23 protein-coding genes are annotated in these 24503 nt (G+C 72.0%); 7 read left to right on the top strand and 16 right to left on the bottom strand.

Annotated elements, in window-relative coordinates; translation table 11 throughout:
* Positions 1-113: 113 nt before the first annotated feature.
* The 6 genes from hemB to QSK18_RS01625 form a co-directional block, all read right to left on the bottom strand.
* Positions 114-1094 carry a porphobilinogen synthase gene (gene hemB, locus QSK18_RS01600; protein ID WP_285616381.1) on the bottom strand — a complete coding sequence of 327 codons (981 nt, stop codon included), beginning with the start codon at positions 1092-1094 and terminating at the stop codon, positions 114-116.
* Positions 1091-2707: a bifunctional uroporphyrinogen-III C-methyltransferase/uroporphyrinogen-III synthase gene (locus tag QSK18_RS01605; RefSeq protein WP_232814695.1), complete on the bottom strand. Its 1617-nt coding sequence runs from the start codon at positions 2705-2707 to the stop codon at positions 1091-1093. Before QSK18_RS01605 ends, hemB begins: the two co-directional genes overlap by 4 nt.
* Positions 2704-3753 (bottom strand): hydroxymethylbilane synthase, encoded by a 1050-nt coding sequence (gene hemC, locus QSK18_RS01610; protein WP_269811208.1) that lies wholly within the window; start codon positions 3751-3753, stop codon positions 2704-2706. The genes QSK18_RS01605 and hemC overlap by 4 nt, the downstream gene beginning before the upstream one ends.
* Before the next feature lie 14 nt (positions 3754-3767).
* Positions 3768-5138, bottom strand: coding sequence for a glutamyl-tRNA reductase (locus QSK18_RS01615; RefSeq protein WP_285616382.1), 1371 nt, complete (start codon positions 5136-5138; stop codon positions 3768-3770).
* Positions 5135-5980 (bottom strand): redox-sensing transcriptional repressor Rex, encoded by an 846-nt coding sequence (locus tag QSK18_RS01620; protein WP_232814698.1) that lies wholly within the window; start codon positions 5978-5980, stop codon positions 5135-5137. Before QSK18_RS01620 ends, QSK18_RS01615 begins: the two co-directional genes overlap by 4 nt.
* A 131-nt stretch (positions 5981-6111) precedes the next feature.
* On the bottom strand, positions 6112-6399 hold the full coding sequence (locus QSK18_RS01625) for a glutaredoxin family protein (protein ID WP_232814699.1): 288 nt from the start codon (positions 6397-6399) through the stop codon (positions 6112-6114).
* Positions 6400-6526: 127 nt separating this feature from the next.
* Between QSK18_RS01625 and QSK18_RS01630 the strand changes: the two genes are divergently transcribed.
* Positions 6527-7399, top strand: coding sequence for an HAD family hydrolase (locus QSK18_RS01630; protein ID WP_285616383.1), 873 nt, complete (start codon positions 6527-6529; stop codon positions 7397-7399).
* On the opposite strand, the gene QSK18_RS01635 is transcribed toward QSK18_RS01630, so the two are convergent.
* A complete protein-coding gene (locus QSK18_RS01635; RefSeq protein WP_285616384.1) occupies positions 7364-8983 on the bottom strand; it encodes a 1-acyl-sn-glycerol-3-phosphate acyltransferase in 1620 nt (539 codons plus the stop codon). The genes QSK18_RS01630 and QSK18_RS01635 overlap by 36 nt on opposite strands.
* 85 nt (positions 8984-9068) lie before the next feature.
* On the opposite strand from QSK18_RS01635, the gene QSK18_RS01640 reads away from it, so the two are divergent.
* The gene (locus QSK18_RS01640) at positions 9069-9368 is read left to right on the top strand and encodes a hypothetical protein (RefSeq protein WP_285616385.1); all 300 of its coding nucleotides are present in this window, start codon (positions 9069-9071) and stop codon (positions 9366-9368) included.
* A gap of 124 nt (positions 9369-9492) precedes the next feature.
* Here QSK18_RS01640 and QSK18_RS01645 read toward each other — a convergent pair whose 3' ends face one another.
* From QSK18_RS01645 to QSK18_RS01670, 6 genes are all read right to left on the bottom strand, one after another.
* Complete coding sequence (locus tag QSK18_RS01645) at positions 9493-10539, bottom strand: NAD-dependent epimerase/dehydratase family protein (RefSeq protein WP_285616386.1); 1047 nt, start codon at positions 10537-10539, stop codon at positions 9493-9495.
* Between the two features lie 424 nt (positions 10540-10963).
* The gene (locus tag QSK18_RS01650; RefSeq protein ID WP_003792170.1) at positions 10964-11062 is read right to left on the bottom strand and encodes a 30S ribosomal protein bS22; all 99 of its coding nucleotides are present in this window, start codon (positions 11060-11062) and stop codon (positions 10964-10966) included.
* Between the two features lie 194 nt (positions 11063-11256).
* Positions 11257-11481 (bottom strand): helix-turn-helix domain-containing protein, encoded by a 225-nt coding sequence (locus QSK18_RS01655; protein ID WP_232814703.1) that lies wholly within the window; start codon positions 11479-11481, stop codon positions 11257-11259.
* 348 nt (positions 11482-11829) lie between these two features.
* Positions 11830-13011, bottom strand: a complete 1182-nt coding sequence (locus QSK18_RS01660) for an acetoin utilization protein AcuC (RefSeq protein WP_285616387.1) — start codon at positions 13009-13011, stop codon at positions 11830-11832.
* Positions 13012-13089: 78 nt separating this feature from the next.
* Positions 13090-13908 carry a pyrroline-5-carboxylate reductase gene (gene proC, locus QSK18_RS01665; protein ID WP_232814705.1) on the bottom strand — a complete coding sequence of 273 codons (819 nt, stop codon included), beginning with the start codon at positions 13906-13908 and terminating at the stop codon, positions 13090-13092.
* 16 nt (positions 13909-13924) lie between these two features.
* On the bottom strand, positions 13925-15094 hold the full coding sequence (locus QSK18_RS01670; protein ID WP_232814706.1) for a PucR family transcriptional regulator: 1170 nt from the start codon (positions 15092-15094) through the stop codon (positions 13925-13927).
* 77 nt (positions 15095-15171) lie between these two features.
* On the opposite strand from QSK18_RS01670, the gene QSK18_RS01675 reads away from it, so the two are divergent.
* Positions 15172-16086 (top strand): proline dehydrogenase family protein, encoded by a 915-nt coding sequence (locus QSK18_RS01675; RefSeq protein WP_232814707.1) that lies wholly within the window; start codon positions 15172-15174, stop codon positions 16084-16086.
* 26 nt (positions 16087-16112) lie between these two features.
* Positions 16113-17741 carry an L-glutamate gamma-semialdehyde dehydrogenase gene (gene pruA, locus QSK18_RS01680; protein WP_232814708.1) on the top strand — a complete coding sequence of 543 codons (1629 nt, stop codon included), beginning with the start codon at positions 16113-16115 and terminating at the stop codon, positions 17739-17741.
* A 75-nt stretch (positions 17742-17816) separates the two neighbouring features.
* On the opposite strand, the gene QSK18_RS01685 is transcribed toward pruA, so the two are convergent.
* Both QSK18_RS01685 and QSK18_RS01690 read right to left on the bottom strand, forming a co-directional pair.
* The gene (locus QSK18_RS01685) at positions 17817-18659 is read right to left on the bottom strand and encodes a sugar phosphate isomerase/epimerase family protein (RefSeq protein ID WP_232814709.1); all 843 of its coding nucleotides are present in this window, start codon (positions 18657-18659) and stop codon (positions 17817-17819) included.
* 63 nt (positions 18660-18722) lie between these two features.
* On the bottom strand, positions 18723-19667 hold the full coding sequence (locus tag QSK18_RS01690; protein WP_232814710.1) for a Ppx/GppA phosphatase family protein: 945 nt from the start codon (positions 19665-19667) through the stop codon (positions 18723-18725).
* 101 nt (positions 19668-19768) lie between these two features.
* Between QSK18_RS01690 and QSK18_RS01695 the strand changes: the two genes are divergently transcribed.
* The gene (locus QSK18_RS01695) at positions 19769-20689 is read left to right on the top strand and encodes a DUF3109 family protein (RefSeq protein ID WP_285616388.1); all 921 of its coding nucleotides are present in this window, start codon (positions 19769-19771) and stop codon (positions 20687-20689) included.
* 7 nt (positions 20690-20696) lie between these two features.
* A complete protein-coding gene (locus tag QSK18_RS01700) occupies positions 20697-21551 on the top strand; it encodes a class I SAM-dependent methyltransferase (RefSeq protein ID WP_285616389.1) in 855 nt (284 codons plus the stop codon).
* A gap of 136 nt (positions 21552-21687) precedes the next feature.
* On the opposite strand, the gene radA is transcribed toward QSK18_RS01700, so the two are convergent.
* Positions 21688-23124 carry a DNA repair protein RadA gene (radA, locus tag QSK18_RS01705; protein WP_232814713.1) on the bottom strand — a complete coding sequence of 479 codons (1437 nt, stop codon included), beginning with the start codon at positions 23122-23124 and terminating at the stop codon, positions 21688-21690.
* On the opposite strand from radA, the gene disA reads away from it, so the two are divergent.
* A complete protein-coding gene (disA, locus tag QSK18_RS01710; RefSeq protein WP_408624439.1) occupies positions 23115-24350 on the top strand; it encodes a DNA integrity scanning diadenylate cyclase DisA in 1236 nt (411 codons plus the stop codon). The two genes, radA and disA, sit on opposite strands and share 10 nt — an antisense overlap.
* Positions 24351-24503: the final 153 nt, after the last annotated feature.

Raw genomic sequence — 24503 nt, forward strand, 5'->3', positions numbered from 1 at the left:
CAGGCTTCAGGATCTGCCTGCCCCCTCCCGGTCGGCCGGACCCACCGTGATTTTCAGGCGCCGTCCGGGTGAATGAAGGGCTCGGATCGTGACCGTGCGTAGAGCTTCTCGCCCTAGGAGCGCAGGGCGGCGGCCACCTCGGTGGCGTAGTAGGTCAGGATCACCGACGCGCCGGCTCTGCGGATCGACAAGAGCGACTCATGGATTGCCTGCTCCCGGTCGATCCACCCGTTCGCGGCAGCCGCCTCGATCATCGCGTACTCGCCCGAGATCTGGTAGGCCGCAATGGGTATGCCGAACCGGTCGGCGGCCCGGGCGATCACGTCGAGGTAGCTCATCGCCGGCTTGACCATCACCAGGTCGGCCCCCTCGGCGATGTCCAGCTCCATCTCCCGCAGGCCCTCGGCGCCGTTGGCCGGGTCCTGCTGGTACGTCCGCCGGTCGCCCTTCAGGCTGGAGTCGACCGCCTCGCGGAACGGGCCGTAGAACGCCGAGGCGTACTTGGCGCCGTAGGCCAGGATCGACACGTCCTGGAAGCCGCGGCCGTCGAGCGCCGCCCGGACCGCCGCGACCTGGCCGTCCATCATCCCGCTGGGGCCCACCGTGTGGACCCCGGCCTCGGCCAGCGCCACACCCATGTCGGCGTAGCGCTGCAGCGTGGCGTCGTTGTCCACGGCGCCCTCGGGGGTGAGCACGCCGCAGTGGCCGTGGTCGGTGAACTCGTCCAGGCACAGGTCGGCCATCACCACGAGCTCGTCGCCGACCTCCTGGCGCACGTCCTGCACGGCCTGGTTCAGGATGCCCTCGGGGTCCGTGGCCCCGGAGCCGGCCGCGTCCTTGTGCAGCGGGATCCCGAACAGCATGATCCCGCCCAGGCCGAGCCCGGCGGCCTCGGCCGCCGCCTTCCGCAGCGACTCACGGCTGTGCTGGTACACCCCGGGCATCGTGCTGATCGGGCGCGGCTCGTCCAGGCCCTCCTTCACGAAGGCGGGCAGGACGAGTTCGGCCGCGTGCAGCCGGTTCTCGGCCACCATCCGGCGCACCGCGGGGTTGCCCCGCAGGCGGCGCGGCCGGATCTGCGGGTAACCACTCACTTCGCGCTCCTGCGGGTGGATCCCTTGCGCTGGCTGGGCCGCAGCACCGGCTCACCGGCCTCGTCGGCGCTCAGCCGCAGCCCCGCACCGTACTCGGCCAGGGCCGCCACCAGCGCGTCGGCGCTCGGCTCGGCGGCCAGCACGTCGACCCGCAGGCCGTGCTCCTCGGCGGTCTTCGCGGTCTGCGGGCCGATGCAGGCGACCACCGTGGTGGCGTGCGGCTTGCCGGCGATGCCGACCAGGTTGCGCACCGTGGACGAGGAGGTGAAGACCACCGCGTCGAAGTGCCCGCTCTTGATCGCCTCCCGGGTGTCGGCCGGCGGCGGGGCGGCCCGCACCGTGCGGTAGGCGGTGACGTCGTCCACCTCCCAGCCGTTCTGCTCCAGCCCGGCCACCAGGGTGTCGGTGGCGATGTCGGCCCGCGGCAGGAAGACCCGGTTGATCGGGTCGAGCACCTCGTCGTAGGGCGGCCAGCACTCCAGCAGGCCGATCGCCGACTGGTTCTCGGCCGGGGTCAGGTCCGGCTCGATCCCCCAGTCGCGCAGCGCCGCGGCGGTGACCCCGCCCACGGCCGCGACCTTGAGGCCGGCGAAGGCCCGGGCGTCCAGGCCGAACTCCTCGAACTTCTCCCGCACCGCACGCACCGCGTTGACGCTGGTGAAGCCGATCCACTCGTAGCGGCCGGTGACCAGGCCCTTGACCGCCTTCTCCATCTGGTGCGGAGTGCGCGGCGGCTCGACCGAGATGGTCGGCACCACCTGGGCGGTCGCGCCGTGGTCGGCCAGCTCCTTGACGATCCCGCCGGCCTGCTGCTTGGTCCGCGGCACCAGCACCCGCCAGCCGAACAGCGGCTTGGTCTCGAACCAGGAGCCCTTGTCGCGCAGGCCCGCGGCCTCGCCGAACACCGCGGTCAGCGGCTTGTCCAGCTTGGCGGCGGCCAGCACCGGGCTGAGCTCGCCGAGCTGACAGGCCACCGAGCGCTGCCGGGTGGTGGTGCCGTGCGCGGTGACCACCACCGGGGTGTTGGCCCGGCGGCCGGCCTCGAGCAGACCGTCGGCCGCGCCGGCGATGTCCTCCTCGGCGCCCAGGACCACCACGGTGGTGCCGGCCGAGGCGTGCAGCTTCCAGTCCACCACCTCGCCGTGCGGGTGCAGCACGTGCACGCCGCTGACCCCGGCCGGGGTCAGCGGGACCCCGGCGTAGGCGGGCACCGCGGAGGCGGCGGAGACCCCGGGCACGACCTCGAAGGGCAGGGACTGCTTGCGGCAGGCCTGGATCTCCTCGGCCAGACCGGTGAACGTGGCCGGGTCGCCGTCCATCAGGCGCACCACCCGGGCCCCGGTCCGGGCCGCGTTGACCACGACCTTGGCCCGGCTGGCCCGGGTCATCGGCTGGCCGTCCTCACCGAAACCGGCGTCGAGCACCTCGACCCCGGGCCGGCAGTAACGGGCGATGACCGCCTCGCGGGGAAGCTGGTCGACCACGACGACGTCGGCCTCGCCGAGACGCTCGACGGCACGGAGGGTGAGCAGGCCGTCATCGCCGGGGCCGGCACCGACGAAGGCGACGGAACCACCGGGAGCCGCCTTCTTGCTGGTGATGATCGATGTCACGAGTCACCTTCTCTAGCCACGGCCACGTCGGCCGCCGGCAGGGGGTCTGGTACGGGGATCAGGAGGGCGGCGCCGGCGTCGAGCATCTGCTCGGCGAGCGCGCGGCCCAGGGTGGTGGCGACCTGCTCGTCCTGGGGATCGCCCAGCCGGGCGGTCGCACTGCGGCGGATGGTCTTCACGCCGTCCGGAGAACCGGCGAACGCGGTCAGCGTCAGCACCTCGTTCTCGATGGTGGCCAGGGCGCCCACGGGGGCGGCGCACCCTGCCTCCAGCCGGGCCAGCAGCGCCCGCTCGGCGAGCACGCAGAGCCGGGAGACCCGGTCGTCGAGCAGTCGCAGGGCGGCCAGCAGCGAAGCCGACTCCGGGCGGCACTCCACGGCGAGTGCGCCCTGCCCGGGAGCGGGCAGCATCTGCTCCGGGCCGAAGTGGTGGGTGGTCTCGCCGTCGCGCCCGAGCCGGCGCAGGCCGGACAGGGCCAGCACGACCGCGTCGACCTCGCCCGTCCCGATCCGGCCGATCCGGGTGCCCACGTTGCCGCGGATCCCGGTGACCTCCAGGTCCGGGCGCAGGGCGCTGAGCTGGGCGGCGCGGCGGGGCGAGCCGGTGCCGACCCGGGCCCCGGCGGGCAGCTGGGCGAAAGTCAGCCCGTCCCGGGCGACCAGCGCGTCGGACGGGTCTTCGCGCACCGGCACCGCGGCCAGGGTCAGGCCCGCGGGCTGGGCGTTGGGCAGGTCCTTGAGCGAGTGCACGGCGAAGTCGCAGCGCCCCTCGAGCACCGCCTCGCGCAGCGCCGAGACGAACACGCCGGTGCCGCCGAGCTGGGTCAGCGGGGTGTTGTCGGCCTGGCTGATGTCGCCCTTGGTGACGATCTCGACCAGCTCGACCTGGAACCCGCGCTTGGGGCAGGCCACCGACAGCGCCTCGAGCAGCCGGTCGGCCACCCACCGCGACTGGGTGGTGGCGAGCTCACTGCGCCGGGTGCCCAGCCGCAGCACGGTGGGCTTGTCGTCGAGGCCCTCGAGCACCCCGAAGGCGTCGGCGAACATTTGGTCGAGCGTGGTCACGATGCTCCTCCGGTGCGCCCGAGCAGGGCCGACAGGTCGGTCAGGGAGTCCTGCTCGAGCTGGACGGCCAGTTCCACCCCGGGCAGGTCACCCGCCTTCGCCGCCGGCGCCGGGCCGAGATTGAACAGCAGGCGCAGCGCCTCGGCGTAGGTGTCTCCACCGGGGGCTGCGGCCAGTTCCTTGACCCGTACGGTGGGCTGGTGGAGAAGCTTCTCCACCACCCGGTGCACGGTCTGCTCCAGTTCGGCGAAGACGTCCGGGTCCAGGCCGTCCAGGCGGCCCGAGAGCCGCTCCAGTTCCGCCTCCATCACCGAGCGGGCCATCGCCCGCAGCGCGACGACGGTCGGCGCGACCTCCTTGGCCCGCTGGTCGGCCAGGTACAGCGCGACCTCGTTCTCCACCATCGACCGGGCCTCGGCCAGGTCCTCGCTCAGGCCCTCGGCGGTCAGGATCCGGCCCAGGTGCTCCAGGTCGAACACGTACGCACCGGGCAGCGCGGCCACCTCGGGCTCCACGTCGCGGGGCAGGGCCAGGTCGATGTACGCCTGCGGGCGGCCCTCGCGGGTCTTCAGCGCCAGCTCGGCCGCGTCGCGGGTGACCAGGTAGCCGGTGGCGCCCGCGCAGGCGATCACCAGGTCGGCGGCGGCCAGGGCCTGCGGCAGCTGCTCCAGCGGGACCGGGGTGCCGTCGACCGACTCGGCCAGGCGGCGGGCCCGGGGCAGGGTGCGGCTGCAGACCGAGATCGAGGCGACCTGGGCCCGGTGCGCCGAGGCGACCGAGAGGCCGCTCATCGCGCCGGCCCCGAGCACCAGCACGTCCAGCCCGCCGAGCGGGCCGAGCTCTTCGGCGGCCTGCCGCAGACCGGCCTCGACCAGGCTCGGGGCGGCCTTGTCGAGCAGCGTCTCGGAGTGCACCCGCTTGCCCACCCGCAGCGCGTTCTGCACCAGGTGGCCGATGGTGCGCCCGGCCGAGCCGGTGGCCTGGGCGGCCCGCAGCGCGGTGCGCACCTGGCCGAGGATCTGCTGCTCGCCGACCGCCATCGAGTCCAGGCCGCAGGTGACCTGGAAGAGGTGGGCCACGGCGGCGTTCTCGTAGTGCACGTAGAGGTGCTCGGTGAGCTCGCCCAGCGGCACCCCGGTGGCCTCGGCCAGCCCGGCACCGATCTCGCCGATGCCGCCGTGGAACTTGCTGACCTCGGCGTAGACCTCGAGCCGGTTGCAGGTGACCAGGGCGATGGCCTCGGCCACGTGCTCTCCCCGGCACAGGCTCGCGACCAGGCCGGAGGCCGACTCGGTGGTGAGGGTGGTGCGTTCCAGCAGGGCGATCGGAGCGGTGCGGTGCGACAGCCCGACGATCATGATGCTCATCCGGCGGCCTCGGCTCTCGACTCCGTCAGTGCGGCTCGGGGGGTGGTTCGGGGGGTGTTGCGGGGTTCGGAGGGCGCCGCTGCCCTCGTGTCGGTCCGGCCGTCACTCAGGCCGGCCAGGGCCCCGGAGAGGTCCTGGGGTTCGGTGGGCATCTCGCTGGTCAGCCGGCTGGCGAGGCGTCGCTGCTCGTGGAAGGCCAGGATCTGCAGTTCGGTGGCCAGGTCGACCCGGCGCACCATCACCCCGTCGGGGACGGTGAGCACGCACGGGGCGAAGTTGAGCACACCGGTGACCCCGGCCGCGACCAGCTGGTCGCAGATCTCCTGGGCGGCCGGCCCGGGGGTGGCGACCACCCCGATCTGGATGCCGCCGGCCCGGACGGTCTCCTCGAGATCCGCGAGCGGGCTGACCGTGAGTCCGGCCACAGTTTCGCCGACGACTTTCGGATCGGCGTCGACCAGAGCGGCGACGGTGAATCCCCGAGAGGTGAATCCGCCGTAGTTCGCCAGTGCGTGACCGAGATTTCCGATCCCGACGATCACGACCTTCCAGTCCTGGGTCAGGCCGAGTTCACGGGAAATTTGGTAAATCAGGTATTGGACCTCGTAACCCACCCCCCGGGTTCCGTACGAACCGAGGTGGGAAAGGTCTTTGCGGAGTTTCGCCGAACCGACTCCCGCCGCCGAGGCGAGTTCTTCCGAGGAGACCGTCGCCACACCGCGCTCGGCGAGGGCGGTCAGCGCCTGCAGGTAGAAGGGAAGCCGGGAGACCGTTGCCTCGGGGATTCCGTCACGGGCGGCCCGGCCGGATCGGACGAGCCGGGCGGGGCGTGGTCGGGTCACAGTCGGCCGGCTCCTTCGATGGCTTCGGTACCCCTGATGAGGGACGACTGACGCCTTGTGACCGGCGCAGTCATGCCGGTGTGTCGTTGCCCAGACTAAGCGCTTGTGAACGCATGCACAAAGTTTCGCGGTCATCGGTTACGGCGCGAGAAGAGCCCTTTACGGCGAGTGAGCGCTGCTCGCAGTCTGTCCTCGTCGACCCGCCAATAGGTGTGCTGTAGACCGTCCACGAGAACCACCGGGATCTGCTCCCAGTAGGTCTCGGCGAGTTCGGGATCATCCAGAATGGACAACTCGTTCCAGGCTGTCCCGGTTTCGATTGCGATCTTTTTCACCACCACCCGGGCGTCGTCGCACAAATGACAACCGGGTTTGCCGATGAGAGTGATTCGCGGCTGATCGCCGGTAACGTCGGGCACCCGGCCCACATTACGGTCACCGGCGGCCCCCGCCCACGCTCGCGACGTCACACAATTCATGTCTGTTCACGTCGGTGTGGCGTTGCCCGGCCTGTACGCCCTCCGCAGCGCGCGTAGACTCCCCGCCATGTCGGACGCCGAGATCCGGATGGTGGAGAGCCACTCCACACCGGCTCGCCCGGGCGACCCGACCGCGGCCGCCTTCTTCGACGTGGACAACACGATCGTCCGCGGGGCCTCGATCTTCCACCTGGCCAAGGGCCTCTACCACCGCGGCTTCCTGACCCCCCGCGACATCGCCCGGTTCGCCCTCCAGCAGGCACGTTTCCTGGCCCTCGGGGAGCATCCGCACGCGCTGGCCGAGGTGCAGACCCGGGCCCTGGCGTTCATCGCCGGCCGGTCGGTGGCCGAGATGCGCACCATCGGCGAGGAGGTCTTCGAGGACATCCTGGCCAACAAGATCTGGCCCGGCACCCTGGCCCTGGCCCGGATGCACGAGGACGCCGGGCAGCGGGTCTGGCTGGTCACCGCCACCCCGATCGAGATCGCCGAGGTGATCGCCCAGCGCCTGGCCCTGACCGGAGCATTGGGCACCATCTCCGAACATGTGGACGGCCACTACACCGGTCAGCTGGTCGGCGCCCCGATGCACGGGGAGGCGAAGGCCGACGCGGTGGCCGCCCTGGCCGAGCGCGAGGGCCTGTCGCTACGCCGCTGCGCGGCCTACAGCGACTCCTCCAACGACATCCCCCTGCTGTCCCTGGTCGGGCATCCGGTGGCGATCAACCCCGACAGCCGGCTGCGGGCGCACGCCCGGGTCAACGGCTGGCAGGTGCACGACTACCGCACCACCCGGCGGGTGGCCAAGATCGGCCTGCCCGCGGCCGGGGCCGGGGTGCTGGCCGGGTTCGCGGCCGGGGCCCTGCTCACCAAGCGGCACGAACGGCCGTCCTCGCACGCCTGCTCAGAAGAAGACCGAGCGCCGCTGAACCAGCAGTGAGTACAGGGTCTGCTGGATGGTCTGACGGATCCGGTCGGTCAGGTCGAACACCAGGATCGGGTCCTCGGCGGCGGCCACCTGGTCACCGCCCGGCCCGGTGGTCGGGACCGGGGTGCCGAACTCGATCAGCCACTTGCTCGGCAGGGGCACCGCGCCGAGCGGGCCGAGCAGCGGGAAGAACGGCGTGATCGGCAGATAGGGCAGGCCCAGCAGCCGGGCCAGCGCGGGCACCTGGGCGATGATCGGGTAGATCTCCTCGGCCCCGACGATCGAGCAGGGCACGATCGGCACCCCGGTGCGCAGTGCGGCCGAGACGAACCCGCCCCGACCGAAGCGCTGCAGTTTGTACCGCTCCGAGAACGGCTTGCCGATGCCCTTGTAGCCCTCGGGCCAGACCCCCACCAGTTCCCCGGACGAGAGCAGGCGCTCGGCGTCGGCGTTCGAGGCCAGCGTGGCCCCGCCCCGGCGGGCCAGCCCGGCCAGGAACGGCGTCTGGAACACCAGGTCGCCCCCGAGGATGCGCAGGTGCCGCTCTCGCTCCTCGCGCACCGCGACGGCCGTCATCAGCGCGTCGATGGGCACAGCGCCGGAGTGGTTGGCCACGATCAGCGCCCCGCCCTCGGCCGGGATGTTCTCCGCCCCGCGCACCTCCACCCGGAACCAGTGCTGGTAGAGCGGGCGCAGCAGGTTGAGCGGGACGGCGTCGGCGAACTCGGGGTCGAACCCGAACGCGTCCACCTCGAAGTCCCCGGCCAGCCGGGAGCGCAGGAACTCGAGCACCTCGAGCAGTCGGTCGGGATGCTCCTCGGCCGGCGGTTGCGTGGTGGGCGCCTCTGAATTGAAGACGTTTGTGCCGGCCGCCGCCGTCGGCTCCGGTCGGCCGGTGGTTTCGGTCCGGATCGGAGACGACTCTTGCCCGTCGTCGTCCTCCGCCCCCGGGACCTCGGTGATGGCGGTGAGCACGGACTGCCCGATCTGGTTGGCGATGGACAGCACCATGGAAGCGGCGGACGAGGCCGGGACCATGGAAGGCTTGGGGATCTCGGCGTCCGGCACGGCGGGCGGCGGGTCTTCCGGAACGATCAGCAGAGGCGTGGTCCGCCGCCGATTCCGCTCGGCCGCCGCCCTTTCCGCCCCCGCCCGCACCTGCTGAGCCGCGACGACGACAGACTCCTCGGACCGGTCGGCCGCCCGCGACTCCGCCCCGCCCGGCTTGGAGGAGGTGGCGCCCGGCTTGGAGGAGGTAGCGCCCTGCTTGGAGGAGGTAGCGCCCTGCTTGGAGGAGGTAGCGCCCTGCTTGGAGGAGGTAGCGCCCTGCTTGGGGGAGGTAGCGCCCGGAGTAGGGGAGGCTGCGGCCGGTTCGCGGGAGATGGCGCCCGGGCCGCGGGAGGTTGCGCCCGGGTCCAGGGAGGCTGCGCCCGGCTTGGAGGAGGTAGCGCCCGGAGTAGGGGAGGCTGCGGCCGGTTCGCGGGAGATGGCGCCCGGGCCGCGGGAGGTTGCGCCCGGGTCCAGGGGGGTTGCGGCCGGGTCGCGGGAGGTGACGGCCGGGTCGGGAAGGGTTGCGGCCGTGTCACCCGTCGCCACCGGCAGACCCGATACGCCGCCAGGCACGCCCGACACGCCCGGCGAGCCCGGCAACGGCTGCCCCGGCTGAGCTACCGAGGTGCCCTTGGCCACCCGCTTAGCGGTGCTCTTCCGCGGCTTTGCGGTGCTCTTCCGCGGCTTTGCGGTGCTCTTCCTCAGCTGCGCTGCGCTGTCGCCGGCCTTGGCCTCAGCGCGCGCCGACCTCGCCGTGTTTTCCTCGGCCTTTGCCACGCCGCCCCGGGCTCTCGCGGCACCATCTGAGGCCGTCGTCGCGCTGTCCTGGGGCTTCGCCACGCCCTCCGGAGCCTGCGCCGCGCTACCTGAGGGCTCCGTCGCCACACTCAAAGGCGTCGCGGCGCCCTGTGACTCCGATGCGTCCGGCTGAGGTCCCGCCGCCAGCTTTCGCGAACGTCCTGCCTTCTGGGGCTTCGCCTCCCCCGAGGAGCCGGGGCTCTTGGGCGCGGTCTTCCGCTTTCGGGGGGCGGACGGGTTCGTGGGGTCGGCCGGGCTCACTGGAGCACCTCCGTCCCGGGCTGCGGTTCCGGCCGGAGCCGGCTGACCAGCTTCCGCTCCACCGCGTTCACCACGGTCGGTGAGAACACCCCGCGCAGGCCTCGGGTGCGTACGAAGTCCTGGAAGGCCGAGCGGGTGGTGTAGGCCGGCTCCAGGCCGAGCACCTCGCGCATCCGGGTGGTGTCCAGACAGCGGCCGAAGCGCAGGTAGCGGATCTGGTCGGCGCTGAAGTCGGCGAGCCCGCCGCGGTGGTAGACCGTGCCCATCAGCTCGGCCAGCGGGGACGCGACGCCCACGGTGGGGCGGCCGGCGAAGCGCGCGGCCTGGCCCAGGGTGATCACCCCGTCGCCGGCCACGTTGATCACGTCCTGGGCCGGGCCCAGGGTGGCCCGGACCAGGGCCTCGATCGCGTCGTCCTCGTGCAGGAACTGCAGGCGGGGGTCGAACCCGAGCACGGTGGGCACGACCGGCAGCGAGAAGTAGTCGGTCATCGAGGTGCGGATGCCCGGGCCGATCACGTTGGCCAGCCGCAGCGTGGCCACCTCGACGTCGGGCCGGCGCCGGCCGAAGCCGCGCACGTACTCCTCCACCTCGGCCGAGTCCTTGCCCCAGCCGCTGCGGGGCGGGTTCTTGCCGGTCATCGTCTCGGTGAGCATCGCCGGGTCGCGCGGGCTGCTGCCGTAGACCGCCGAGGTGGACTTCACCACCAGTCGCTGCAGCCGGGGGGCCCGCTGGCAGGCCGCGAGCAGCTGCATGGTGCCGATGACGTTGATCTCTTTCTGCGCCGTGCGGCCGCCGGCCGAGTTGGGCGTGGCGATCACGCTCATGTGCACGACGGTGTCGGCCTCGGTCTGCTGCAGGATCCGCCCGATCATGGCGTTGCGGATGTCGGCCCGGACGAACTCGGCGGCGCCGATGTCGTGCGGCGGGGCGATGACGTCCACCCCGATCACCCGGCCGACCTCAGAACGGGAGGCGAGCGCCCGGGCGAACCGGCCACCGAGGTACCGGGAGACGCCGGTCACCAGCACCGTCCCACTCATCTGGTCCTCCGCCCCTGCTCGATGCCGTACCCGTGTCCCGACCGTAACCCTGACGGTAACCCTGACCGGACCGGCGCCCCTCGGCGACCGCAGCCCGCCCTCGCCTCAGACCGGGACCATCCCGACCGTAAGCGACTCGCCCGTCCGCGAGCGAGCATCCCGTCCGGGATCGGCGCTGCCTTCACGGTCTTGTCGCCACCTCGGGAACCCATCCGTCCACGAACGGTCTCGTCCCCGTCCCCCAACCCGACCCCGTCCAGAACTGGGCGTTCCTCCGCCCAGCCGGCACACCCGTCCGCAAGTGGTTGCCCCTCCGGCACGACTGTGCCCCCCGTGGGCCAAACCTCGGACCGACCCCACAAAGCACGCGCGGCGGCCAGTGAACACTGGCCGCCGAGGTGCGGTACTTCGTCCCTGCTGGGACTTACTTCTTGTTGCGACGCTGGTGACGCGTCTTGCGCAGCAGCTTGCGGTGCTTCTTCTTGGCCATCCGCTTGCGGCGCTTCTTGATGACGGAGCCCACGGGTCCTCGCAGTTCGTTGATCGGGTCGCCCGCGACACGCACGCGGGATCGAGGTTCTCGCGGCGCGGGGATGCCCGCACCAGCATTACCTGGTCCCAGGGTAGCGCCTCGTCAGTGGTGCACCCGGTCTCACCTCCGCGACATCGGTCCCAGCAGGACCTGCCGCGCGGCTCCTGGGCAGTTCAGGTGGTGGATCAGGCGGTCTCGGTGGTGCCGTTCATGTAGGAGTGACGCAGGTATTCCTGGACCGCGCGCTCGGGCACCCGGTAGGAACGGCCGACCCGCATGGCGGCCAGTTCACCGGCATGCACCAGCCGGTAGACGGTCATTTTCGACACCCTCATGATCCCGGCCACCTCGGCCACGGTGAGGAATCGAACTTCGAAATCTCCCCTGGGCAGTGCACGCACGGCGGTCATCTGAGGTCTCCCCTCGGTCGGGCTGACGGTCCGAATCGAAGGCGTTCGGCCCTCTCGCGCCGGATGTCGATTTCGCTCCGGATACGTTCGGCAACGCCCCGTAACCAACCATAGGTGTAAGTGAGCCTGAAGTGTGAATCGAGTTGCCGACTCGCCCGAATATCCGGGCGTGAGGATCCCCCGAACTGCCCGTTTTTGGCCCTCAACCCACCAGTACGGGCCTGGTGTGCATCAAAGTCCGTCTCCGAAGCCCGTTCGGGGGACGATTTGCTACTCCCCGGTCCGGCAGATCTCGGGCCGATGCCGGGCAGTCGGCAGGCGGTTGTCAGGCAGCTGCCGGGCCGGGGTTCAGTCGAAGTACGGGTCGAGCCCGTGGAGCGGGAAGATCGCCTTGCGGGTGGCCAGGACCACCCGGTCGATCGCGTCAGCCGGGTCGTAGCCGGTGCTCCAGGAGCGGTAGTCGACCTCGGCCCCGTCGGTCATCCGCTGCGGCGCCGGACGGCCGCAGCGGGATGTGACGTATTCGCGCCAACTGCCCGGCACATCTGTGCCCGGCGGGATCGGCCGGTGGGCCGCGATCCCGATCAGGTGCGCCCAGGCCCGGGGAACCACGTCGACAACCTCGTAGCCCCCGCCGCCGAAGGCCACCCAACGCCCGCCCGCGAAACGGTGGGCGAAGTCGTGCAGTGCTTCGTAGGAGGCGCGTTGGGCGTCGAGAGAGAGTGCTAGGTGGGCCAGTGGGTCGAGCACGTGGGAATCGCACCCCTGCTGGGTGACGAGCACCTCGGGCTCGAACGCCTGCAGCAGGGAGGGCACCACGGCGTGGAAGGCGCGCAGCCAGCCCGCATCGGAAGTGCCCGGGGGCAGCGCCACGTTGACCGCCGCGCCCTGCGCCGCGGGCCCACCGATTTCTTCAGGGAAGCCGGTGCCCGGGAACAGGACGCGCCCGTTCTCGTGCAGCGAGATGGTCAGGACCCGCGGGTCGTCCCAGAAGATCTTCTCCACGCCGTCGCCGTGGTGAACGTCCACGTCCACGTAGGCGACCCGTTGGGCGCCGGCGTCGAGCAGCGCCTGGATCGCCACGCCGATGTCGTTGTACACGCAGAACCCGCTGGCGGCGCCGGGCATGGCGTGGTGCAGCCCACCGGTGAAGTTGACCCCGTGCTCGGCCTGGCCGGACCAGACCGCCAGGGCCACCTCCCGGCTGGCCGCGCAGATCCGCGCGCTGGCCTCGTGCATGCCCGGGAAGGTGGGCACGTCGGTGGAACCCAGGCCGAACTTCAGGTCCGAGACCACCGGGCGGGTGGAGGCCCGGCGCACCGCCTCGACGTAGTCGGCGTCGTGCACGCTGAGCAGCAGCTCGTCGTCGGCCGGCTCGGCCCCGACCACGTGCACCCCGGCCTCGTCGAGCAGACCGAGGGCCTCGGCCAGGCGGGCGGTGAGCTCCAGCCGGATCGGGTGCATCGGGTGCTCGTCACCGAAGTCGTACGCGGTGAACGCCTCGTCCCAGACCAGCCGCAGTGCCTCCACGGCCCCCACGGTAATCGCTGGACGAGCTGGTGGGCAGGTTCACGCGTTACGTAACGCCACGCAGCCGGGAGATTGCTCTCAGCTCTGCGACAGCTGCGCGGAGCGATTGCAGGCCGCCTCGATCGCCGAGACGAAGGCCCCGCGCACCCGCTGGTCGTCGAGCAGCCGTACGGCCGCCGCGGTGGTGCCGCCCGGGCTGGTGACCTGCTCGCGCAGGATGCTCGGGTGCTCGCCGGTCTGCCGCAGCATGGTGGCGGCGCCGAACAGGGTCTGCACCACCAGCTCGGTGGAGGTCGGCCGGGGCAGGCCGAGCAGCACGCCGGCCTCGATCATCGCCTCGGCCACGTAGAACACGTAGGCCGGGCCGGAGCCACTGACCGCGGTCACCGCGTCCTGGTAGGCCTCCGGCACCTGCAGCACCTTGCCCGTGGAACTGAGCAGTTCCTGGGCGCGCTCGGTGTGCTCGGGCCGACAGTGCGTGCCCGGGCTGAGCACCGACATGCCCTGGTCGACCAGCGACGGCGTGTTCGGCATGACCCGGATCACCGGGGTGCCCTCGGGCAGGGCGCCCTCCAGCGCGGCGATGGTCTGCCCGGCGGCCAGCGAGACCACCAGCGTGCCCGGGCGCAGGGCCGGGCCGATCTCGGCGAGCAGGCCGGCGATGTCCCGGGGCTTGACCGCCAGCAGCACGGTGTCGCCCCAGGCGGCGGCCGCGACGTTGTCCAGCACCTCGACGCCGTGCCGCTGCTTCAGCTCCTCGGCCCGCTCCGGACGGCGCGCCGAGACCACCACCTCGCCCGGTGACCGGCCGGCCCGCAGCAGCCCGGCCAGGATCGTGCCGCCCATGTTCCCGGCGCCGAGGACGGCGACCCGGCTCTGATGCCCCTGCTCAACCATGCCCGCCATCATGCCTTCACCCCCCGGCCGAGCGGGCCAGCACCTCGCCCAGGGCCAGGCCCAGGTGCAGGCCGAGCCGGGCCTCGCCGGAGTCCAGGTCCACCCCGGCCAACTGCTCGATCCGCTCCAGCCGGTAGTAGAGCGTCTGCCGGTGCACCGACAGCGCGGCCGCCGTGCGGGCCGCGTTACCGCCCTGGTCCAGGTAGACCAGGGCGGTCCGGATCAGGTCGGCGTCGGCCCGGGCCCGCAGCCGGTCGGCCGGGGTGCCCTCGATCAGCGCCTGCACCGCGGCCGGGCCCTGCGCGATCACCCGGTACACGCCGAGGTCGGCCCAGGTCAGGACCGGGCCCAGGTGAGGACGGGCGTGGGCGGTGAGCGCGGCGGCCTCGGCCTGGCGGGCGGCGGAGAGAAGAACCGAAGCCCAACCCGGGCGCCCCTGCGACCCGCCGCTCGAAAACTCAGGCGCGCCAATCGTCCTTTGTTCAAAAGGACCGCAGATCTCGCTTACCCCCGCCACCGCTCCCGACGGCAACTGCCGCGCCACCCGGCGGGCCGCGACTTCGGCATCCGCGCCGGCCGGCACCGAAAGCACCGTGCGCCGCCGCGACCCGTCGGACAGTCGGATCACCGCAACCACCAACGGCTCCCCCGCCGCCAACTCCCCCAAGGCGACGAGACGGCGCCAGGCGACATCGACGTCTTCAGTAGTGCTCGTGTTCTCGAACAGTGCCTCGATCAACGCCGTACGTTCGTCGGCTGCCCCCGCCCGTCGGGCCAGAAGAGCCCCGGCACGTTCGGCGAGCGGCGCAGACCGAACCAGCGCGGCCTTGTCTACCCCGGTGGCCGGCTCGACCACCCAGAAATAGCCGTACGTACGCCCGGCTGCCCGTACGGGGATGCAGATCCTGGCCGCGATCTGCCGGGACTCGTCGGCCGGGATCCGCACCGGCCCGGTGGCCGAGGCGATGCCGTGCTCCAGGAAATAGCTACGGACCTGCGCAGTGGCGTTCTTCCGCAGAATCGTCGCGGCGCGCACCTGATCGACCCCGTCCGGGCTCTGCGAGCCGTAGGCCACCAGGGCGAATCCCAGGTCCTCGAGCACCGCGGGGGCCTGCAGCAGGTCCGAGACGTCGTCCACCAGCTCCTGCAGCGCCCGGGCGTCCGGCTCGGCGGGGGCAGAGGTCATCCTGGTCGGACATTCGTCGGAACGGCTCGTGACATCTGCACATGGTGGCACTCCTGCCCCACTCCTAGCCTGGCCGTATGCCGAAACTCCTGCTGGCCGCCGCTCAGACCCGGCCGGTCCGGGCCTCCGTCAGCGCGCTGCCGATCAGCCGCAAGATGGTCCGCCGGTTCATCGCCGGCCCGGACGCGCCCTCCGCCCTGGAGGTCACCCGGAAGCTGCGCGAGCAGGGCCTGTCGGTGACGCTGGACGTGCTCGGCGAGGACGTGACCGAGGCCTCGCAGGCGGCCGCCACCGCCGCGGCCTACCGCTCGCTGCTGGCCGCGCTGGCCGATGCCGAACTGTCCGACCGCGCCGAGGTCTCGGTGAAGCTCTCGGCCCTGGGGCAGGCGCTGGGCGCCGACGGCCACAAGATCGCGCTGGAGAACGCGGCCTCGATCGCCGAGGCCGCGGCCGCCACCGGCACCACCATGACGCTGGACATGGAGGACCACACCACGGTCGACTCCACCCTCGGCATCCTGACCGAGCTGCGCACCCAGCACCCCTGGGTCGGCGCGGTGCTCCAGGCCGCGCTGTACCGCACCGAGGGCGACTGCCGGGACCTGTCGAACGCCGGCTCGCGGGTGCGGCTGGTGAAGGGCGCCTACGCGGAACCGGCCTCGGTGGCCCACCCGCGCAAGGCCGACGTCGACGCCGCCTACCGCCGCTGCATGGAGATCCTGTTCCAGGGCGAGGGGCACCCGATGATCGCCACCCACGACCTGGCGCTGGTCGCCGAGGCCACGGCCACCGCCTCGCGCCTGGGCCGGGCCCGCGACAGCTGGGAACTGCAGATGCTGTACGGCATCCGTGACCAGGAGCAGCGTTCGCTCGCCGCCGCCGGGGTGGACGTGCGGGTGTACCTGCCGTTCGGCACCGACTGGTACGGGTACTACATCCGGCGCCTGGCCGAGCGCCCGGCGAACGTGTTCTTCCTGCTCCGTAACCTCTGAGACCCCTAATACCTAAGGACGATTCGATGGACGCGATCACGAAGGTCCCGGCTCCGGTCAACGAGCCGCCCCGCCCCTACACGGCCGGCAGCGCCGACCGAGCCGCACTCGAGCCCGCCCTGAAGGAGATCTGGGAGACCCGCACCGAGATCACGAACTGGATCGACGGGGAGCCGGTGGCCGGCGGCGGCGCCGTCGTCGAGGTCGTCGCCCCGTTCGAGAAGGCGCACGTCCTGGGCACTTTCCGGGAGTCGACGGCCGAGGACACGGCCCGGGCGATCGCCGCGGCGAAGAAGGCCGCCCCGGCCTGGGCCGCGCTCTCGATCGACGACCGGGCGGCGATCCTGCTCAAGGCCGCCGACCTGCTCACCGGCAGCTGGCGCGCGGTGACGAACGCGGTCACCATGCTCGGCCAGGCCAAGACGGTCTACCAGTCGGAGATCGACGCGGTCTGCGAGCTGGCCGACTTCTGGCGTTTCAACGCGCACTTCGCCCGGCAGATCTACGCCGAGCAGCCCGCGGCCAACTCCCCCGGCATCTGGAACCGGCTGGACCACCGGCCGCTCGAGGGCTTCGTCTACGCGATCACGCCGTTCAACTTCACCTCGATCGCCGCCAACCTGGCCACCGCCCCGGCCCTGATGGGCAACACGGTGATCTGGAAGCCGAGCCCCACGCAGGCCCTCTCGGCCGAGTACACGATGCGCCTGCTGCGCGCGGCCGGTCTGCCCGCCGGTGTGATCAACCTGATTCACGGCCCGGGCCCGGAGATCTCGTCGGTGGCCCTGGCCGACGAGGACCTGGCCGGTATCCACTTCACCGGTTCCACCGCCACTTTCCAGCACCTCTGGCAGGAGGTCGGGGCGCGGATCACGAACTACCGCTCCTACCCGCGCATCGTCGGCGAGACCGGCGGTAAGGACTTCGTCCTCGCGCACCCCAGCGCCGACGTCGACGTCCTGCGGACCGCCCTGGTGCGAGGCGCTTTCGAGTACTCCGGGCAGAAGTGCTCGGCGGCTTCGCGCGCCTACGTGCCCCGCTCGGTCTGGACCCGACTGAAGGACGGGCTCGCCGACGTCACCAGTTCTCTGCCCGTCGGTCCGCCCACCGACTTCGCAAACTTCACCTCGGCCGTGATCGACGAGCGGGCGTTCGCCAAGCACAAGGCCGCGCTGGCCCGGGCCGCCGCGGCCGAGGGCGTCGAGGTGCTGGCCGGTGGCAAGGTGGACGACAGCGTGGGCTACTTCGTCGAGCCGACCGTGCTGGTCGTCGACGACCCGGCCGACGAGGCGCTCACCACCGAGTACTTCGGCCCGATCCTGGCCGTGCACGTGTACGAGGACGCCGAGTTCGACGCCGTCGCGGCCGCCATTGCCAAGGACTCCAAGTACGCGCTGACCGGCGCGATCATCGCCCAGGACCGGCAGGCGGTGGCCTCGGCGGCCGAGGCCCTGCGGTTCGCGGCCGGCAACTTCTACGTCAACGACAAGCCGACCGGTGCGGTGGTGGGGCAGCAGCCGTTCGGCGGCTCGCGCGCCTCGGGCACCAACGACAAGGCCGGGGCCCCGCAGAACCTGCAGCGCTGGACCTCGACCCGGTCGATCAAGGAGACGTTCGAGCCGGCCGTGGACTGGCGCTACCCGCACATGGGCTGATCAAGGCCCGGCACTGACCACCGTGGGCTCCAGGTAACCCCCCTCGACCTGGGGCCCACGGTCTTTTCCTGAGTCCTAGCGGGCGGGCGTGAGGTCGGCCGAGGCCAGGTGCTCCCGGGCGAAGTTCAGGCACTCGGTCAGCTCGGCCTCCCGCTCGGCCCGGGTGCGGCACTTACGGGTGTTCACCTCGACCGCCACCACGCCGGCCCAGTCCCACTCCGAGAGCAGGTCCAGCACCTCGCCGCAGGGCTGCGTGCCCCGCCCGGGCAGCAGGTGCTCGTCCTTGGCCGAGCCCGCACCGTCGGCCAGGTGGATGTGCGCCAGCCGCTGCCCCAGAGCCCGGGCCATCGCCAGCGAGTCACCGCCGGCCGTGGCGGCGTGCGAGAAGTCCAGCGTGACGTGGCTGTACGGCTGCTCCAGCGGGTCCCAGCCCGGGGAATAGGCCATCACCTCGCGGCTACGGGCCCGCCAGGGGTACATGTTCTCCACCGCGATCGGCACCGCGAAGTGGTCGTTCATCCGGGCCACCCCGTCGACGAACGCCGCGCCGTACTCCTTCTGCCAGCGGAACGGCGGGTGCGCCACCACGGCAGTGGCCCCCACGTCCTCGGCCAGCTGCACCGAGCGCTCCAGCTTGGCCCAGGGCTCCTTGCCCCAGACCCGTTGCGTGACCAGCAGTGTGGGGGCGTGCACCGACAGCACCGGAACGCCGTAGTGCTGGGAAAGCCGCTTCAGCGCGCCGGTGTCCTGGCTGACCGGGTCGGTCCAGACCATGACCTCGACGCCGTCGTACCCCAGACGTGCAGCGATCTCGAACGCGTCGGCACAGGATTCCGGGTACACAGAACTCGTGGACAGCGCGACCTTGGCTGCCTTACCCCGTGAAGCCCGTGCCCCACCATTGTTCGATGAGCCCATGCCGTTCAGCGTAGTCACTCCCGCGGAGGCCGCTTGTGCACACCCTCCCGCGCACCGCGGGGCTCACCCGAGCGGCGTACGCGTGGACACGCCGGGCCCGGTGGCGCTCATCATGTCGTCGAGGCGGCGCAGGATCACGCCCTCGCGCAGCGCCCACGGGCTGATCTGCATGCTCTCCACCCCGAGCAGCTCCATCGCGGCCTCGGCGACCAGCGCCCCGGCCAGGATCTGCCGGGCCCGGCCGGTCGAGACGCTGGGCAGCTCGGCCCGCTCGGCCTCGGTCATCGCGGCCAGCCGCGGCACCCACTCGGTCAGGTCGGCCCGGCGCAGCGTGCCCTCCTCGGGGGTGCAGATCCGGGCCAGGGTGCGGAAGGTCTTGCTGCTGCCCACCACCTGGTCGGGCTGACCGCCGCGGACCACGTCCCGCACCACCCGGCCGATCTCGGCCCGGGCGTAGCGGCGGGCGGCGCGGATCTGCTCGGCGCTCGGCGGGTCTCCGGCCAGGCGGTCGCGGGTGAGGCGGCCCGCCCCGAGCGGCAGCGAGATCGCCACGTCGGGCAGTTCGTCCAGCCCCGCGCCGATCTCCAGCGAGCCGCCGCCGATGTCCAGCACCAGCAGCCGCCCGGCCGACCAGCCGAACCAGCGGCGTACGGCCAGGAAGGTGAGCCGGGCCTCGTCGCCGCCGCCCAGCACGTGCAGCTCGATGCCGGTCAGCTTGCGCACCCGGGCCAGCAGCTCCTCGCCGTTGGGGGCGTCCCGGATGGCGGAGGTGGCGAACCCGATGACCTCCTCGACGCCCAGGTCCTCACCCACGGTGAGGCTGGACTCGACGAACCGCAGCAGCGACTCCTCGGCCGCCGGGGAGATCCGGCCGTCCGCGTCCAGCTGCTCGGCCAGCCGCAACTCGGTCTTGTGCGAGGAGGCGGGCAGCGGCCGGGCCCCGGGATGGGCGTCCACCACCAGCAGATGCACCGTATTGGAACCCACGTCGAGAACACCGAGCCGCATCCTGCGAAAGTACCCCACGATCGCGTCGCGATCCGGCTACGGAGGGGTGGATCGCCTCCCATGCGCGAAAGCAGGCCCCGTCAGGGCTTACATTGTCGGCCATGCCCCATCCCCCCGCGCCGGAAATCGGCCTCGACCCGGCCCGGCTCTGGCTGGAGTTCCCCGACCCCGAGCCCGCCGAGATCGTCGAGGACCCCGAGAACCTCGACGACGACGACCACCTCGAGGAGCTGGTCGACGCGCTGCTCGAGGACGTCGTCGAGGACGAGGACGACGAGGAGGACGACGAGGACGGTCCGGTCGAGGACGACGACCAGCCCGACCAGGTCTTCCGCTGCGACCTCACCTGGCTCACCTCGAACTGGACGTGCGTCTACGGCAGCGGGTGCGCCGGCATCTACGCCGACCGGCCCAGCGACGGATGCTGCACGCTGGGCGCGCACTTCGCCGACGAGGAGGACGAGGAGCGGGTCACCGAGGCGGTCAAGGGCCTCGACGCGACCCTCTGGCAGTTCGCCGAGGAGGGCACCCGGGACGGCTGGGTCGAGGTCGACCCGGACGGCCAGCGCAAGACCCGGGTGTTCGAGGGGGCCTGCATCTTCCTCAACCGGCCCGGTTTCGCCGCGGGCGACGGGTGTTCGCTGCACAAGCTGGCCTGGGCCCAGGACCGCGAGCCGCTGGAGCTGAAACCGGACGTCTGCTGGCAGCTTCCGATCCGGCGTTCGTACCGCACCGTCGAGCGCCCCGACGGCACCAGCTATCTCGAGGTCACGATCAGCGAGTACGACCGCCGCGGCTGGGGGGCCGGCGGTCACGACCTGGACTGGTACTGCACCGGCAACCCGCAGGCCCACGTGGGCAGCAAGCCGGTGTACCGCAGCCTGCGCCCGGAACTGGTGGAGCTTATGGGCCAGGCCGCCTACGACGTGCTGGCCCAGCACTGCGACCAGATCACCGGCGCCCGCAAGCTGATCCCGCTCACCGTGCACCCGGCCACCACCCGCGCCCCGCACGGCCACTGAACCAAAGATGGCCGAGGTCGTCCCCAGCCCCAACATCTGGCGGCACCCGGGGGTCTACGAGGTCGAGAACCGCGCGGTCGACCCGGACGGGGTGATCGAGTCGGCGATGCGCTCGATCCAGGACTGGTCCGGCGCCACGGTGCTCGACATCGGCTGCGGCACAGGCTTTCACCTGCCCCGGTTCGCGGCCGAGGCGACGGCGGTGATCGGGGTGGAGCCGCACCCGCCCCTGGTCGAACTGGCCCGGCGGCGGGTGGCCGCGCTGAGATCGGCACCAGGCTCGGCGTCTGCGTCAGGTTCAGCTCCAGCATCGGCCGCGGCTTCGACGCCGCTGCCGGGGTCAGTGCCGGTGCCAGGCTCGGTCTCGGCGTCAGCTTCGGCCCCGGGCCCGGCCCCGGAGGAGTTGCGCGCCCGGATCGACGTGCGCACCGGAACGGCCCAGAAGCTCCCGGTGGCCGACCGTTCGGTGGATGTGGTGCACGCCCGCTGGGCCTACTTCTTCGGCCCAGGCTGTGAACCCGGCCTGACCGAGATCCGCCGGGTGCTGCGGCCCGGCGGGGTGGCCTTCGTCATCGACAACGACGCCACCCGCTCCACCTTCGGCGCCTGGTTCCGCCGCTGGCTGCCCACCTACGACCCGGCCGCGGTGGAGGCCTTCTGGGCCCGCCAGGGCTGGTCCCGCCAGAGCCTCGACATCCGCTGGGAGATGGCGACCCGCGCGGACTTCGAGGCCGTGGTGCGCATCGAGTTCAGCCGCGAGCACGCCGACCGCATCCTCGCCTCTCACCCCGGCTCGTCGGTGGACTACGCGGTGAACCTGCTCTGGTGGCGCGCACCCGAGGGCCTGGTGCTCAGCCGCTGAGTCGCCTGCGCGCTGATCCCCCTGAAGCAGGCGCGGGTTCGACGGGCACGGGTGCACTACGTGTAAACAAAGTCTTGCTATGGCAAGTTTTGTCTACACGTAGCCGCCCCGCCGATGGACCAGCAGCACCTCCCGCCTACCCCCGCTCCCCCCGGCTGCCGACCAGCGGGAAGGTGGCGCGGCTCAGGGCGGTGAGCACGTCAGGCACCTCGTAGACCACCATCCCCTCGGGAGCCGGCGCCGCGTCGCGGGTGCCGACGGGGACGAAGGCCGAGGTGAAGCCGAGGCGGGCGGCCTCGGCGAGGCGGCGGCCGACGCCGGCCACCGGGCGGACCTCACCGGCCAGGCCGACCTCGCCGACGGCGATGGTGCCGGGGGCTAGAGGGCGGTCGATGGCGGCGCCGGCCACGGCGAGCGCGACCGCAAGGTCGCAGGATGGCTCGGCGATACGGACGCCACCGACGGTGGAGACGTAGACGTCGTTGTTGGCCAGGCGGGCCCCGGCCCGGCGCTCGAGCACGGCCAGGATCATCGAGACGCGGCTGTTGTCGAGGCCGGAGGTGGCCCGGCGGGGGTTGCTGCCGGCGGTCGGGGCGACCAAGGCCTGCACCTCGCTGACCAGGGGGCGGCGGCCCTCGAGGGTGACGGTGACACAGGTGCCGGGCACCGGCTGGGCGTGCTGGGACACGAACAGGCCGCTGGGGTCGGTGAGGCCGACGATGCCCACCTCGGACAGGTCGAAGCAGCCCACCTCGTCGGTCGGGCCGTAGCGGTTCTTCACCGCGCGGACCAGGCGCAGCCGGGAGTGCCGGTCGCCCTCGAACTGGCAGACCACGTCGACCAGGTGCTCGAGCACCCGGGGCCCGGCGATCGAGCCGTCTTTCGTGACGTGCCCGACCAGCAGCGTGGCCATGCCCCGCTCCTTGGCCACCCGGATCAGCGAGGCCGCCACCTCACGCACCTGCGAGACGCTGCCGGCCGAGCTCTCCACCGCATCGCTGGCGATGGTCTGCACCGAGTCGACCACCAGCAGGTCGGGCTGCACGTCTTCGACGTGGCCGAGCACGGTGGACAGGTCGGTCTCGGCGGTGAGCAGCAGCCGCGGCCGCAGGGCGCCGATGCGCTCGGCCCGCAGCCGGACCTGGCTGGCCGACTCCTCACCGGTGACGTAGAGCACCGTGCGGGTCTGCTGCGCGGCCTTGGAGGCCACGTCGAGCAGCAGGGTGGACTTGCCCACCCCGGGCTCGCCGGCCAGCAGCACCACCGCCCCGCTGACGATGCCCCCGCCCAGCACCCGGTCGAGCTCTTCGACACCGGTGGACCAGGTCTGGGCGTTGTCGGCCGCCACCTCGGCGATCGGCTGGGCCTTGACCCCCACCGCGCGGGCCTTGGTGACCCCGGCGGGCGCCGCGCTGGCGGCCTCCATCACGGTGCCCCAGGCCTGGCACTCGCCGCAGCGCCCGGCCCACTTCGCCGTCTGCCACCCGCACTCGGCGCAGCGGTAGCCGGGGTTGTCGCGCCCGGACCGCTTGCTGCGCCCTGCCGAACCACGCCGCGCATCAGATGTGCTCACGCCCCAGAACCTACGCGGCCCCACCGACAGTCTTGCCCGGCCCCGGCCGGGAAACGCCTCGACCGCAGGCCAGGGGACACTCGGCCGGCGGCCCGCCCGGCCTTCGCGCCCGGCCGTCAGTGCATCCCGATAGACTTGCTCCCGTGGTCGCCGAGCGCACTCCCGAAGAGCTGCTGCGGTACACCCTTGCCGCCGTGGCCCCGGGCACCACGCTGCGCGACGGTCTGGAGCGCATCCTGCGGGGCCGCACCGGCGCGCTGATCGTGCTCGGTCACGACCCGGTGGTCGAGAGCATCTGCACCGGCGGCTTCCACCTCAACGTCGGCTTCTCCGCCACCCGGCTGCGCGAGCTGGCCAAGATGGACGGCGCGATCGTCACCGACGAGGACGGCTCGCACATCCTGCGGGCGGCCGTGCAGCTGGTGCCCGACCCGACCATCCAGACCGACGAGTCCGGCACCCGCCACCGCACCGCCGAGCGGGTGGCCAAGCAGACCGGCTACCCGGTGGTCTCGGTCAGCCAGTCGATGCGGATCATCGCGCTCTACGTGGCCGGCCGGCGTTACGTGCTCGAGGGTTCCGACGCGATCCTGGCCAAGGCCAACCAGGCCCTGGCCACGCTGGAGCGCTACAAGGCCCGGCTCGACGAGGTCACCAGCACCCTCTCCGCCCTCGAGATCGAGGATCTGGTCACCGTCCGCGACGTGTCGATCGTGATCCAGCGCCTGGAGATGGTCCGCCGCATCTCCGACGAGATCCAGCACTACGTGGTCGAACTCGGTACCGACGGCCGGCTGCTCTCGCTCCAGCTCGACGAGCTGATCGGCGGGGTCGGCCCCGACCGCGACCTGGTCATCCGCGACTACCTCGACGCCACCCGGCGGGAGCGCTCGATGCCCGAGGTGGTCACCGCCCTGGCCGAGATCGCCTCCAACGACCTGGTCGACCTCGGTCTGGTGGCCCGGGTCCTGGGCTTCGTGCAGGGCAACGACGCGCTCGACGCCTCGGTCAGCCCCAAGGGCTACCGCCTGCTCACCAAGGTCCCCCGGCTGCCCGGCGCGATCGTCGAGCGCCTGGTCGACCACTTCGGCGACCTGCAGAAACTCCTGGCCGCCAACCTCGACGACCTGATGCTCGTCGAGGGCGTCGGCGACCAGCGGGCCCGCGCGGTGCGCGAGGGCCTCTCGCGCCTGGCCGAGTCCAGCATCCTGGAGCGGTACATCTGAGCCCGACACGAACTAGAGACGGGTCTGGTCACCGACGCGGTCCCGGCACCTCCGCCACCACCCGAGGTGCGGGTCCCCGTGACCGCACCACCCCGTCCTCAATCGCTGACGAAAGCCCGCTCCACCGGCCGATCCTCGACTGGTACGAGGCCA

It is taken from the genome of Kineosporia sp. NBRC 101677 (assembly GCF_030269265.1).
Lineage (GTDB): Bacteria > Actinomycetota > Actinomycetes > Actinomycetales > Kineosporiaceae > Kineosporia > Kineosporia rhizophila.

Excerpts from the sequence above, each read along its gene's own strand:
- hemC (WP_269811208.1), bottom strand. The coding sequence starts at position 3,753 with ATGTTCGCCGACGCCTTCGGGGTGCTCGAGGGCCTCGACGACAAGCCC.
- QSK18_RS01615 (WP_285616382.1), bottom strand. The coding sequence starts at position 5,138 with ATGAGCATCATGATCGTCGGGCTGTCGCACCGCACCGCTCCGATCGCC.
- QSK18_RS01630 (WP_285616383.1), top strand. The coding sequence starts at position 6,527 with ATGTCGGACGCCGAGATCCGGATGGTGGAGAGCCACTCCACACCGGCT.
- QSK18_RS01645 (WP_285616386.1), bottom strand. The coding sequence starts at position 10,539 with ATGAGTGGGACGGTGCTGGTGACCGGCGTCTCCCGGTACCTCGGTGGC.
- QSK18_RS01655 (WP_232814703.1), bottom strand. The coding sequence starts at position 11,481 with ATGACCGCCGTGCGTGCACTGCCCAGGGGAGATTTCGAAGTTCGATTC.
- proC (WP_232814705.1), bottom strand. The coding sequence starts at position 13,908 with ATGGTTGAGCAGGGGCATCAGAGCCGGGTCGCCGTCCTCGGCGCCGGG.
- QSK18_RS01670 (WP_232814706.1), bottom strand. The coding sequence starts at position 15,094 with ATGACCTCTGCCCCCGCCGAGCCGGACGCCCGGGCGCTGCAGGAGCTG.
- QSK18_RS01675 (WP_232814707.1), top strand. The coding sequence starts at position 15,172 with ATGCCGAAACTCCTGCTGGCCGCCGCTCAGACCCGGCCGGTCCGGGCC.
- pruA (WP_232814708.1), top strand. The coding sequence starts at position 16,113 with ATGGACGCGATCACGAAGGTCCCGGCTCCGGTCAACGAGCCGCCCCGC.
- QSK18_RS01685 (WP_232814709.1), bottom strand. The coding sequence starts at position 18,659 with ATGGGCTCATCGAACAATGGTGGGGCACGGGCTTCACGGGGTAAGGCA.
- QSK18_RS01690 (WP_232814710.1), bottom strand. The coding sequence starts at position 19,667 with ATGCGGCTCGGTGTTCTCGACGTGGGTTCCAATACGGTGCATCTGCTG.
- QSK18_RS01695 (WP_285616388.1), top strand. The coding sequence starts at position 19,769 with ATGCCCCATCCCCCCGCGCCGGAAATCGGCCTCGACCCGGCCCGGCTC.
- QSK18_RS01700 (WP_285616389.1), top strand. The coding sequence starts at position 20,697 with ATGGCCGAGGTCGTCCCCAGCCCCAACATCTGGCGGCACCCGGGGGTC.
- disA (WP_408624439.1), top strand. The coding sequence starts at position 23,115 with ATGTGCTCACGCCCCAGAACCTACGCGGCCCCACCGACAGTCTTGCCC.